Source organism: Oceanobacillus alkalisoli (assembly GCF_021556485.1).
GTDB classification, from domain to species: domain Bacteria; phylum Bacillota; class Bacilli; order Bacillales; family Amphibacillaceae; genus Oceanobacillus; species Oceanobacillus alkalisoli.
In genome coordinates, this window is sequence record NZ_JAKGBW010000001.1 from 317,261 (window position 1) to 329,521 (window position 12,261).

A 12,261-nucleotide genomic window follows, 5' to 3' on the forward strand; every position below is an offset into this window, starting at 1 on the left:
CTTCTATTAGGAAGGGGGGATGAATAAAGTAATAAAAAGGACGACCATAGGGGGAGATAACGTTGCAACGGCAATTTATCGCATTATTGTATGGCTGGGTTTTTATTCTTCTGTTCATAGTAGTTTCCAGTTTTGTATTAGCATTAGTTCTACAGTTTACGACGATTAGTCAATGGATGCTTTCCTGGGTAGCATTTTCAGTTGGGTTGGTTGGGTTGTTTATTGGTGGGATGATTACAGGGATTAAGGGGAAATCAAAAGGCTGGGTTGTTGGCGGTTTAACGGGGCTTGGGTTTACATTATTTATCTTCCTTGTTCAATACCTTGGCTATCAAAACGGCTTTTCCATACAGCAAATGCTCCATCACTCAGGATTCATTCTCGCTGCCATTTTTGGTGGCATGATTGGTGTTAACCTATTCCAAAAAGATGCTGAATGATGAAGTTCGGTTTTCCCAGCCACTTGATTACATTAATTTCCCAAACAAAAAATGGCCCTTTAACAGGACCATTTTTTTGTTTGCAATTCTATGTAATTAAATCACATGATAGCTTACTCAGCAACCTTTTCACGGATTGCAGATCGGTCGTACGTAAGTTTCGTACCGTCTCCTGCTTGAATAACTACTGTACCTTCATCAAGCGCATGAATAATTCCATGGAAACCACCGATTGTAACAACTTTATCACCTTTTTGCAGTTCACTTTGCATTTCCCTTACTTGCTTCTGTCTTTTTTGTTGTGGACGGATAAGCAAAAAGTAAAAAATAACAAACATTAAAATAATAGGCAACAACGCCATTAAATCCATACCTCATCCTCCTTCCGTGTTTATTTCTCATAAGAGAAGATTTTCAATTTAAAAGTTTTTTGCATCTGGTTTATTAAACCCGTATTGTTCAAAAAACTCCTCTTTAAAATCACCAAGACGATCTTCGCGTATTGCAGTTCGTACTTGCTCCATTAATTTTAACAGAAAATGAAGATTATGATAAGTGGTAAGTCTGAATCCGAACGTTTCATTACTTTTTACAAGATGACGGATATACGCCCGGGAATAATTTTTACATGCATAGCAATCACAGTTTTCATCAATCGGACGGAAATCACGGGCGAATTTCGCATTTCGCACAACGAGCCTTCCAGTTGATGTCATACATGTCCCATTTCTCGCTATCCGAGTCGGGAGTACACAGTCAAACATGTCAATTCCACGCATCGCCCCATCGATTAAGGAATCAGGTGAGCCGACTCCCATTAAATATCTCGGTTTATCTGTAGGCAGTAAAGGTGTTGTGAAATCAAGCACCCGGTTCATCACATCTTTCGGTTCTCCGACGGAAAGGCCGCCAATTGCATATCCAGGGAAATCAAGGGAGATTAAATCATTGGCACTCTGTTTCCTTAAATCTTCATACTCACCGCCCTGAATAATCCCAAATAATCCTTGTTCATCCGGCCTACCATGCGCTTTTAGGCATCTCTCTGCCCAGCGCGACGTCCTTTCAACGGAAGACTTCATATAGTCATGTGTCGCTGGGTATGGCGGACATTCATCAAAAGCCATCATAATATCAGCGCCGAGATCGTTTTGGATCTGCATCGCTTTCTCTGGAGATAGGAAAAGCTTGTCCCCGTTTAGATGGTTACGGAAATGGACGCCCTCTTCCACAATTTCCCGCATATCACTCAGACTGAATACTTGGAATCCACCTGAATCAGTAAGGATCGCCCCATCCCAATTCATAAATTTATGGAGCCCGCCCGCCTCACGGATAATATCCTCACCTGGCCGGAGCCAAAGGTGGTACGTATTAGAAAGAATAATATTTGCATCCATTTCTTTCAGTTCTTCCGGGCTCATCGTCTTGACCGTTGCAAGTGTCCCGACAGGCATAAATGTCGGAGTATCGAAAGAACCATGTGGCGTATGGACCCTTCCCAACCTTGCTCCTGTCTGTTTATCTGTTTTAATTAATTCATATGTTATAGGTACCATATTATTCTTCCTTTGTCTATATAATTAGCATTGCATCGCCAAAGCTGAAGAAACGATATTCTTTCTCAACCGCTTCTTTATAGGCATTTAATACTTTATCTCTTCCGGCAAGAGCACTGATTAACATAATAAGGGTTGATTTCGGCAGATGGAAGTTCGTAATCAGCCCATCAATCGCCTGGAATGTGTAAGGCGGATAAATAAAAATATCCGTCCAACCGCTTGTTGCAACAAACTTCCCATTATGATCCCTTGCAATTGTTTCTAACGTACGAGTTGAAGTTGTACCAACGGAAATAATCCGGCCATTTGACTGTTTTACTTCATTCAATGTAGCCGCAGTCTCCTCGGGCATATGATAAAATTCTGCATGCATTTCATGTTGTTTAATATTATCTACACTGACTGGACGGAAAGTTCCAAGTCCGACATGTAACGTAATGAATGCAAGTTTTACTCCATATTGCTTAAGTTCCTCCATCAATTCGGTTGTGAAATGTAAACCTGCAGTAGGTGCAGCCGCAGACCCTTCTTCCTTCGCATAAACGGTCTGGTAACGGTCTTTCTCTGGTAATTGTTCTTTTATATATGGCGGTAAGGGCATTTCCCCTAATTTATCAAGCACTTCATAGAAAATACCTTCATAAGAAAACTTAAACATCCGGCCACCATGATCCTTGATTCCAGTACAGACCGCTCGTAACTCATCATTTCCGAATACCAGCTCTGTGCCGATTTTTACTTTCTTCGCAGGCTTTGTCAATACTTCCCATGTGTCCTCTTCTTCTTGATGCAGCAGTAATACTTCAATCTTTGCACCTGTATCTTTTTTTATACCGAATAATCTTGCTGGCAGAACTTTCGTATCGTTTAGCACAAGACAGTCGCCTGGCTTCAAATAATCCTTGATGGCTTTAAATTTCCGGTGCTCTAAGTTATCATTGGCTCGATTTAAGACTAGCAGCTTTGATTGGGTCCTGTCTTTCAGCGGCGTTTGTGCGATGAGATGCTCTGGTAAATGAAAATCAAATTCTTCTATGTTCATAGGTGTCTCCTTCACTCTGCTTCGGTTTGGAAATTTATTCGCATTATTTGAACCTGCCCACAAGATAAAAGAACAGAGTTAAAATAATACTGATTAATATGGAGGTGACAATCGGAAAATAAAAAGTCACGTTTCCAGTTTTGAATTGAATATCACCTGGAAGTCTGCCGATAAAACGCCATATGAGTCCAAGAACGATTAAAACAACTCCAGCGGTGATGAGCAGCTTACTCATATTCATTTTTTCTCTGGCCTCTTCATTCCAAAATGTTCATAAGCTTGGGCAGTAGCCATCCTTCCTCGTGGCGTCCGCTGGATGAATCCTTGCTGCAATAAATACGGTTCATACACATCTTCAATCGTTTGTGATTCCTCGCCAATTGTAGCAGCAATCGTATCTAATCCCACAGGGCCTCCATTAAACCGTTCAATGATGGTCGTTAATAGCTTATGATCAATATGATCAAGCCCAGCGTCATCCACTTGCAGCATCGTCAATGCCTGTCTTGTTATTTCTAAACTGATCGTTTTTTCTCCTTTTACTTGAGAGATATCACGTATACGTCTGAATAAGCGATTCGCAATTCTTGGTGTCCCCCTAGCCCGCAAGGCAATTTCTGCTGCAGCTTCTTTCCGGATCGATGTTTCAAATATTTCTGCAGTCCGTTCCACGATGGAAGTCAAATCCTTCTGCTCATAGTATTCCAGTCTGCTTAAAACACCGAATCGGTCGCGGAGAGGTGCAGTAAGCAGTCCAGAGCGGGTCGTCGCTCCAACTAAAGTAAAGGGCGGAAGATCAATCCGGACGGAACGGGCACTCGGCCCGGTGCCAATGACGATATCGAGAAAATAATCCTCCATTGCAGGATAGAGGACTTCTTCCACTACTCTTGGCAATCGATGTACCTCATCAATGAACAGGACGTCACCTGCCTCAAGCGAAGAGAGAATCGCAGCCAAATCACCAGCTCGTTCTATCGCTGGACCTGAAGTCGTTCGGAAATCAACTTCCATTTCATTCGCGATAATAGCCGCAAGTGTCGTTTTTCCAAGTCCTGGCGGGCCGGAGAGTAAAACATGGTCGAGCGGCTCATTACGCATTTTAGCTGCTTGGATAAAAATTTGTAAATTCTCTTTCACTTTATCTTGCCCTATGTATTGTTTTAATGTTTCCGGACGTAAACTCTGCTCAAGACCGATATCTTCTTCCTGGACTTCCCCGGCTAGCATTCTTTCTTCCATCATACGCTTCCTCCTCTCTTAGCTCTGTAATAATAATGCAAGTCCTTTTCGTACAATCTCATCCGAATTCGATAAGTTTTCTTTTCGTAATGCAGGCATGATACGTGTCAGTTCTCTTTCTGTATAGCCTAAAGCCTTCAGTGCTTCTTTCGCTTCTGATAGAGCAACTTCATCTGTATGACTGATGTCTTCTGTATCAGTTGGTGTAATACGGAATGAACTGGTGAGCTTTCCTTTCAAATCTAAAATAATTTGTCTGGCAGTTTTTTTACCAACACCAGGAAACTGTGTCAGGAATTTCTCGTCTTCATTTTCCACTGCTGCAACAAATGATGGGATATCAACCGCACTCATTATACCTAGTGCTCCCTTTGGACCGATTCCTGAGACAGAAATTAGCTTCGTGAATAAATATTTCTCATCTTCATTTTTAAAACCATATAAAAGCTGCGCATCTTCGCGAACGTGGTGATATGTTTGTATGGTTACTTCTTCTTTAAGCCGATTCTGGTAATAAAACGGATTCGGACAAAGCAGTTCATAACCAATCCCACCTGCTTCGACAATTACAGCTTCATCTTGTATTGCCATCAGCTTGCCTTTTATATATGCAATCATCAAAGACCTTCCCCTTTAAATTCCTCATAATTTTATACTAACACAAAACGGTAAAAATGATTAAACTTCTATCCCAGTCTGGAATAGAAGTTTTATGGATAATCATTCATTCGATTCATCTATGTTGTGGTAAACCTCTTGAACATCTTCATTGTCTTCTAATGCATCGATCAATTGCTGTAATTTCTCTGCATCTTCTCCAGATACTGGGGAGTAATTTTGTGGGATTAACGTTAATTCGCTATCTGCTATGTCAAAATCCTTTTCAGTAAAGTAAGCAACCACATCAGAGAAGTTTTCCGGACTCGTAACAATCTCAAATACACCCTCATGTGTCAGGATATCATCTGCTCCTGCTTCTAAAGCTTCAAGCGTCATTTCATCTTCATCGATTTCACCATTATCATTATGGATGATGACGATACCTTTTCTGTCAAACATGAAAGCGACACTTCCGCTTTCTCCAAGGTTTCCGCCGTTTTTACTAAAAGCGTGTCTTACTTCCCCCGCTGTTCTGTTTTTATTGTCGGTAAGCGCATGGACAATAATCGCTACTCCTGCTGGTCCATAACCTTCATAGGTAATCTCCTCAAAGTTCTTCCCGTCTAATGTACCTGTTGCCTTTTTAATGTTTCTTTCTATGTTATCGTTCGGCATATTATCTGCTTTAGCTTTCTCAATTGCTAAGCGCAGTGCCGGGTTCATCGCTTCGTCTCCGCCACCTTGTTTCGCTGCGGTATAGATATCCTTTGCATGACGCATGAAGATTTTACCTCGTTTCGCGTCTTGTGCACCTTTTCTTCTCTGTATATTCTTCCACTTGGAATGACCAGCCATTGGACATTCTCCTCTCTAGCAATATCTTTCATAACTATACCAAAAAATGGCCCTAGTGAAAAGCATAGCCATCACAGCACGATGTTCAGATTGAGGAACGCCATACATTTTTTGGGAGTCCGCAGACTTTCTGTGAGTGCTGCGGATCCCCAGTAGTGCATATACAGCTTTTATTCCCTTTCAAAAAACTTATCGAAACTGTTCATCGGCTTAAATTCTGCTTCTTCGTTTTTATATTCGTTCCACTCGGTATGATCAGTCCAGATAATAAGCTGCTTTTCATCGGCTCCAATTACCTCTCTTACCTGCTTCTCAATTTCCGGAATGACATTTTCTTTATGGGAACGCCCCGAAACATTTTCCCTCAGCCGAACCGCAACATAGATTTGATCATCCAGCTCATGTACCTCTGCCATAATAATATCACGGTTCTCCATTAATTTTTGTGAAATTTGTTCACTCTTATCCGTAGTTGTCGGATCCGTGTAAGAATCAAATTCATTTGTCGAGAGCTGTTCCTTTTGCAACTTTCTGCCATAATCATTGACATTGCCTTCATCATGCCCGCTATGTTTATAACTGGTAGTCCGAGGGCTGATTGTTCTCCCTATTTCATCTTGCTCTGAATTATTTTCCGGAGACATTACGCAGCCTGTTATAAACAAAAACAAAAGCGATAGAAAGAATATTGATTTTTTCATCATAATAAAACAACCTCCTTATCCATAGTTTGTATAAGAAAGGCTGTTTTACACATCTATTTTATTGTCTCCGGTACATTGGCAGGCTTTCCCTCTTATGCTTCGTGCGTTCATGCATGCTTTCAATCAAAACTTGGTCAGCTTCTGATATCGTTTCACCTTTCAAATACGCGTCGATTATCATATAGGAAATACCCATTTCGATTTCATCTGTTTGCTCTTCCCACAAGTCAGCACTCGGAACTTTTTCAATAACAGCTTCTGGCACATTTAAAGCTTGAGCCATTTCACGGACTTCTGTTTTTGTAAAATCAACGAGTGGAAGAATGTCAACTCCTCCATCCCCATATTTTGTAAAGTAGCCGGTGTGCCATTCGGACGCATTATCCGTACCAACGACTAGATAGTTACGGTGCGCTGTAATCGTGTATAAGGTGCTCATTCGTAAACGGGCACGTAAATTGGCATCAGCCAGTTGGTCCTGTGCTTGTGCAAAGCTTTTATTTTCAATCATTTTTTCAGAAATCGTTTGATACATCATCTTGTGTGTTTCCGTTAAGTCGATCGTCATTTCTTCAATCCCGCAAGCTGTCGTCACATCACGGGCATCTTGAATGTTTTTTTCGCTAGTTTGGATAGGCAAGATGACTCCTAAAGAGTTATCAGGATAAGCAAGCTTAATCAGATTTGCTACGACCGCAGAATCCAGTCCGCCACTGACACCGACAAGCAAACCGTCTGCTCTCGCTGCTTCAGTTCGTTCCCTTAACCATTTTACAATCGATTCAATATGTTGTTCCAAGTTGGTCCACTCCTTTATGAACAGTATCTCGTCCCATATTAGCATGAAAATTGGTTTTTTAACACTTACACATACTATACGGTTTACTTCTATTTTACCCGAAAAAAAAGAGACATAACGTCTCTCGTAATTTGGGGCTATTCTTCTTCTACCTCAATTGGTTTATGATCTGTTTCCTTTTCCTCAGGGGTAGGGTATAATTCTAACTCTTCATTCCTCAACCCTGCAGTTGGTTCTGGATACATCTGCATCATATTTGGATCCACCGACTGATACATCTCTTCTTGTGGAGCCTGAAACTGCTGTTGGTGCATCATATTCGGAAAGACTTGAGGTTGGGGTTGAGATTGCATTGGCATAAATATCGGTGCCTGCCAGCCGTGATGAAATGGGTGGTGATACCCGTGTCCCCCGCCACAGCCAAAACCGCAATTACTAGGTACATGCGGCATTGGCATATATCCTTGACAAGGATAAGTAAACATTGGCATCATTGGGGGTTGAGCGAAACATGGTTGGTCCACCGGCGGCATCATTGGCTGTTGCATGGGAGGATGCATTGGCATTGGTGGCTGCATTGGCTGTGTTTCTGGCATGTCTTGTTTCTCTTGCTTCGGCTGTTGTTTCGGTTTTACTTGTTCTTTAGCTTTCGGTTTTTCTTTCTTTTTACTTGTTTTTGGCAGTTCTGGTAAAATTTCTATCGGATATTCTTTATGCTTTTCTTCAAGGGTTGGCAACATTTTTTCTGGTTCAAAAGGAAAGGTCGGCATTTTTGGCAGTTCTGCTGCAGGCTTCTTCTCTACCTGAACTTCTTTCTTCGGAGCTGGAACATGCTTCAGCTCTTCTTTTGGCAATGTTTTTGTTTTTTCGCCTTGCGTTATCTTTTTGGAATGAGTCGGAATCCTTATTTTCATCCCAGGCATGATCATGTCAGGGCTTGCTAAATGTGAATTTAGTTCTTTTAATTCTTCAAAATCCACATGATACTTCTTCGCAATCTCCCATAACGTGTCTCCTTTTTGGACAATGTGTATTTTCAAAAAGATCCTTCCTTTCTAGTTAACAATCTAGGCTAATTACTCTATATCAACATATGCAATGTAATCTTAAAAGTTAACCCGGAAGATACATAAAAAAAGAAGCTGGGATAAATTTTATCTTCCTAGCTTCTTTTTTCTTTCTATAAATTCATGTGATATACAGGATAAGTACCTAATATATTCACCTCACAGCCAAGTGCTTCCAGTTCCCCTTTCACTCCGGGAAATAGAGCATCATCATAGGCTTGATTGACGTCAATAATGAAAAAGTAATTGCCTAACCCTGTTTTTGTCGGACGTGATTCAATTTTTGACAGGTTCATCTTTCTCCAGGCAAAGGCAGAAAGAATTTGATGCAATGCACCTGGTTGGTCGCTTGGTAATATAATTTTTAATGTTGTTTTTTCCAATTGAATCGGGTGTTTAATTTCTAACAAATCCTTATTCTTCGTCAGTGCGATAAATCGTGTATGGTTGTTTGGATAGTCATGAATATTATTCGCATAAATTTGTAGTCCATATTCTTCTGCGGCCAAGCTATTTCCAATTGCAGCAATTGGTTCTGCACTTTCAGCAACGATTTCCGCAGCCCGACCAGTCGAGGTCGTATAAGAGATCTTTGCTGTCATTAAATTTTTATGAATGTAACGATGACATTGAGCAATCGCGTGACTATGGGAATGAATTTCCGTAATTTGTGACAAGTCTCCATCAAAATCCCGCCTTACGAGTAAATGCTGTTGAATAGGCACAACCACTTCAGCAACAACCGGTAAAGTGACTTCATGGATGAGATAATCCACAGTCAACTGAACGGTCCCTTCAATCGCATTCTCTATCGGTACGACGGCGATGTCAATTTCATCATTCGCTACTGCATCAATACACTCCGGAATCGTTGCGTAGCTAACTTTCTCCTCATTATTGAACGTTGTATCCACTGCCAATTTCGTAAATGTACCTTTTGGTCCCAAGTATCCAATCGTCGTCAAAATAGTCCCCCCAAAACAAATCTATTCTATAAATTCAAATTCCAAATCAAGTAAGTGAATCGTGTCTCCATCCTTTGCTCCCCGCTCTCTAAGAGCATCATCCACACCCATTCCACGCAGTTGGCGAGCAAAGCGTTGCTGCGACTCTTCGCGGGTGAAATCTGTCATTTTAAATAACCTCTCCAATTTTTCCCCGTGAAGAACGTAAGAACCATCCGGATTACGTGTAATCTGAAAACCATCCTCTTTTTTATGATGGCGATATACAACGGTTTCTTCTCGCTCAGTCATATCAGGTTCTCGCTTCGGAATTGTGTCGAGTTGATCAGCGATCTCAAAAACAAGCTCTTTCAAGCCTTGTTTTGTTATTGCCGATACTTCAAAAATGCGTACATCTCCACTCAGCTTGTCCTCGAAGTTTGCAAGGTTTTCTTGCGCTTCCGGCATTTCCATTTTATTTGCCACGATAACTTGTGGTAGGTTCTTAAGTCGCTCGTTGAAGGATGCAAGTTCTTCATTAATTGTCACATAATCTTCATATGGATCACGTCCATCAATTGCAGCCATGTCAATGACATGGACGATGAGCCGTGTTCGTTCCACATGACGAAGGAATTGAAAACCAAGACCTACTCCTTCACTCGCTCCTTCAATTAACCCTGGCAAATCCGCCATAACAAAACTGCGGCCATCCCCAGTATCGACTACTCCCAGATTCGGAGCTAGGGTCGTAAAATGATAATCAGCAATTTTCGGTTTTGCTGCACTTACAACAGATAATAACGTTGATTTACCTACGCTTGGGAAGCCAACAAGTCCGACATCCGCAATTACTTTTAGTTCAATTCGAATGTTCTTCTCTTCCCCAGGTTCACCATTCTCTGCGATTTCTGGTGCAGGATTTCTTGGACTCGCAAAGCGAACATTTCCTCGTCCACCTCGCCCACCTTTTACAATCACAGCCCGTTGCTTATGTTCAGTTAAATCCGCGATTACTTCTTCTGTTTCTTCATCTATAACAACCGTTCCGGGAGGCACACTTAAGATGAGCGCTTCAGCATTTTTACCATGCATTGATTTACTCATCCCGTTTTCGCCACGCTTTGCTTTAAAATGACGATTGTAACGGAAGTCCATAAGGGTGTTCAAGCCTTCATCGACTTCAAAAATTACGTCTGCTCCGTTACCGCCATCACCGCCAGCTGGGCCTCCCATTGGAACAAATTTTTCCCTGCGGAAAGCTACAAGACCATTTCCACCGTCTCCTGCTTTCACATATACTTTAGCTTGATCAACGAACATACTATCACCTCTTAACTTGCAAACACGTTAAAACTGTATATCAGATTTTCCGGTGTTTGTTTTATGTAAATATCTTCAGAAGGGGAAATTATTTGTTCCTCACTTCTCTCATTTAAATCGACGGAAACATTTATTGTACAATCCGTTTCATTTTCAATAAAATCGACATGTATCGTATAAACATTTACATCATCCGATCTTTGTTGTATATCTTGAATAATTTGATCCAGTTTTTCTTTGATATACAGATCGGCATCTGTTAATTTTATACTCTCTGAGTGAATCGAATAACCAAGTTTAAATTGATTGTACTTCATCCTGAATTTCTTAAACCAGACAACAACATGAGGGATGTTCAGATTCAGTAATTTCCGTTCCTTATGGAAAAATTCGAAGAGCTTAGTCAGATTGTCATCCACTTTTTCCATCTTACCTAATTTAACATACCCCTGAATAATCTGCAGATCGTTCAGTAAATCGTGACGATACGATTGAATGATGTCCACTACCTCTTTTGCTTCCATAAGTGTACCTCCTATTGATATAGAAAGTATAGCAGAAACGAATAAATACTTCATCAAATAGCGAAAAAAACTCCAGCCAAAATTCGGCTGGAGTTCGTTATTTAACTCTTATGCTTCTTGGGCTTCCGGATAAACACTTACTTTTTTACGGTCGCGACCGTAGCGTTCAAACTTAACAACACCATCCACTTTTGCGAATAATGTGTCATCCGAACCAAGCCCTACGTTATCACCTGGGTAAACTTTTGTACCGCGCTGGCGGTAAAGAATGGAGCCACCTGTTACAAATTGGCCATCCGAACTTTTAGCACCTAGACGTTTCGAATGTGAATCACGTCCGTTACGCGTACTACCTGCACCTTTTTTCTGAGCAAAGAATTGCAAATCTAAACGTAGCATGTCGTGCACCTCCTTATGTTTCCTGAATTCGTATAAATTCACCGTATTCCATTTCAATGGATTTTAAGGAAATAAGCATTCCTTCGAGAAGAAGTTGTGCCTTTTCCAATTCGTTTTCAGTATAAAGGGATGGGAATGTGATTTTTAAGTAACCACCTTCTCCTCCCTGCTTAATGTCAATATTCGTATCCGTTAATTCCAGGACTGCGTTTACTGCCCCAATCGACACTCCAGAAACAGCTGCGCAGACAAGATCATAGCCATATGGTCCACTTTCAGCATGTCCAGAAAGTTCGATGGAGTGCAAAACGTTGTTATTGCGTTCAACCGTTATTTGAATCACTTCAGTCGACCTTTAAGCATTGATTTTTTCAATTACTAGTTTCGTATAAGGCTGTCTATGACCTTGTGTACGATGGTAATTCTTTCTACGTTTGTATTTGAATACTCTAATTTTCTTTTGACGGCCTTGTTTCTCAACTTTAGCAGTTACGTTAGCTCCGTCAACATATGGAGCTCCAACTTTTACGTCATCTCCACCAACAAAGAGTACCTTGTCAAATGTTACCGTTTCATTCGCTTCAGCAGAAATTTTTTCAACATAAATTTCTTGGCCTTCTTGAACTTTAACTTGCTTGCCACCTGTTTCGATAATTGCGTACATGAATGCGCACCTCCTTAATTACTAAGACTCGCCATACAGGTACTTTTATTCCTAGAAGTTTAAAACCTGTTCTGCGCGGTTGTAGCACTGGTGCTA

At 41.0% G+C, this 12,261-nt stretch carries 17 protein-coding genes and 1 other annotated feature; of the genes, 1 reads left to right on the forward strand and 16 read right to left on the reverse strand.

Features of this window, described 5'->3' with window-relative positions:
• Positions 1–62 precede the first annotated feature (62 nt).
• A complete protein-coding gene (locus LZD48_RS01735) occupies positions 63–440 on the forward strand; it encodes a TIGR04086 family membrane protein (RefSeq protein WP_235761001.1) in 378 nt (125 codons plus the stop codon).
• 113 nt (positions 441–553) lie between these two features.
• Here the strand turns inward: LZD48_RS01735 and yajC are convergent, their stop codons facing one another.
• The 16 genes from yajC to rplU all read right to left on the reverse strand — a co-directional run bounded on the left by yajC (position 554) and on the right by rplU (position 12,165).
• Positions 554–811 carry a preprotein translocase subunit YajC gene (yajC, locus tag LZD48_RS01740; protein ID WP_235761002.1) on the reverse strand — a complete coding sequence of 86 codons (258 nt, stop codon included), beginning with the start codon at positions 809–811 and terminating at the stop codon, positions 554–556.
• A gap of 48 nt (positions 812–859) precedes the next feature.
• Positions 860–1,999 carry a tRNA guanosine(34) transglycosylase Tgt gene (gene tgt, locus LZD48_RS01745; protein ID WP_235761003.1) on the reverse strand — a complete coding sequence of 380 codons (1,140 nt, stop codon included), beginning with the start codon at positions 1,997–1,999 and terminating at the stop codon, positions 860–862.
• 16 nt (positions 2,000–2,015) lie between these two features.
• Positions 2,016–3,044, reverse strand: coding sequence for a tRNA preQ1(34) S-adenosylmethionine ribosyltransferase-isomerase QueA (queA, locus tag LZD48_RS01750; RefSeq protein ID WP_235761004.1), 1,029 nt, complete (start codon positions 3,042–3,044; stop codon positions 2,016–2,018).
• 43 nt (positions 3,045–3,087) lie between these two features.
• On the reverse strand, positions 3,088–3,279 hold the full coding sequence (locus LZD48_RS01755) for a DUF2905 domain-containing protein (RefSeq protein WP_235761092.1): 192 nt from the start codon (positions 3,277–3,279) through the stop codon (positions 3,088–3,090).
• 2 nt (positions 3,280–3,281) lie between these two features.
• Positions 3,282–4,286, reverse strand: a complete 1,005-nt coding sequence (gene ruvB, locus LZD48_RS01760; protein ID WP_235761093.1) for a Holliday junction branch migration DNA helicase RuvB — start codon at positions 4,284–4,286, stop codon at positions 3,282–3,284.
• A gap of 18 nt (positions 4,287–4,304) precedes the next feature.
• The gene (gene ruvA, locus LZD48_RS01765) at positions 4,305–4,904 is read right to left on the reverse strand and encodes a Holliday junction branch migration protein RuvA (RefSeq protein ID WP_235761005.1); all 600 of its coding nucleotides are present in this window, start codon (positions 4,902–4,904) and stop codon (positions 4,305–4,307) included.
• A gap of 102 nt (positions 4,905–5,006) precedes the next feature.
• Positions 5,007–5,741: a YebC/PmpR family DNA-binding transcriptional regulator gene (locus tag LZD48_RS01770; RefSeq protein WP_235761006.1), complete on the reverse strand. Its 735-nt coding sequence runs from the start codon at positions 5,739–5,741 to the stop codon at positions 5,007–5,009.
• Positions 5,742–5,911: 170 nt separating this feature from the next.
• Entirely contained in the window at positions 5,912–6,445 is a 534-nt protein-coding gene (locus LZD48_RS01775) for a YhcN/YlaJ family sporulation lipoprotein (protein WP_235761007.1), read from the reverse strand.
• 58 nt (positions 6,446–6,503) lie between these two features.
• Positions 6,504–7,244, reverse strand: a complete 741-nt coding sequence (nadE, locus tag LZD48_RS01780; protein WP_235761008.1) for an NAD(+) synthase — start codon at positions 7,242–7,244, stop codon at positions 6,504–6,506.
• 137 nt (positions 7,245–7,381) lie between these two features.
• Complete coding sequence (locus tag LZD48_RS01785) at positions 7,382–8,284, reverse strand: LysM peptidoglycan-binding domain-containing protein (protein WP_235761009.1); 903 nt, start codon at positions 8,282–8,284, stop codon at positions 7,382–7,384.
• Between the two features lie 140 nt (positions 8,285–8,424).
• Positions 8,425–9,276 carry a prephenate dehydratase gene (pheA, locus tag LZD48_RS01790; RefSeq protein WP_235761010.1) on the reverse strand — a complete coding sequence of 284 codons (852 nt, stop codon included), beginning with the start codon at positions 9,274–9,276 and terminating at the stop codon, positions 8,425–8,427.
• Positions 9,277–9,297: 21 nt separating this feature from the next.
• Positions 9,298–10,578, reverse strand: a complete 1,281-nt coding sequence (gene obgE, locus LZD48_RS01795; protein WP_235761011.1) for a GTPase ObgE — start codon at positions 10,576–10,578, stop codon at positions 9,298–9,300.
• An 11-nt stretch (positions 10,579–10,589) separates the two neighbouring features.
• Positions 10,590–11,102 (reverse strand): Spo0B domain-containing protein, encoded by a 513-nt coding sequence (locus LZD48_RS01800; RefSeq protein ID WP_235761012.1) that lies wholly within the window; start codon positions 11,100–11,102, stop codon positions 10,590–10,592.
• Between the two features lie 108 nt (positions 11,103–11,210).
• Positions 11,211–11,501, reverse strand: a complete 291-nt coding sequence (gene rpmA, locus LZD48_RS01805) for a 50S ribosomal protein L27 (RefSeq protein WP_235761013.1) — start codon at positions 11,499–11,501, stop codon at positions 11,211–11,213.
• Between the two features lie 13 nt (positions 11,502–11,514).
• Complete coding sequence (locus LZD48_RS01810; protein ID WP_235761014.1) at positions 11,515–11,844, reverse strand: ribosomal-processing cysteine protease Prp; 330 nt, start codon at positions 11,842–11,844, stop codon at positions 11,515–11,517.
• Positions 11,845–11,856: 12 nt separating this feature from the next.
• The gene (rplU, locus tag LZD48_RS01815) at positions 11,857–12,165 is read right to left on the reverse strand and encodes a 50S ribosomal protein L21 (protein WP_235761015.1); all 309 of its coding nucleotides are present in this window, start codon (positions 12,163–12,165) and stop codon (positions 11,857–11,859) included.
• A 14-nt stretch (positions 12,166–12,179) separates the two neighbouring features.
• Positions 12,180–12,256 (reverse strand) — a sequence feature (ribosomal protein L21 leader region).
• Positions 12,257–12,261: the final 5 nt, after the last annotated feature.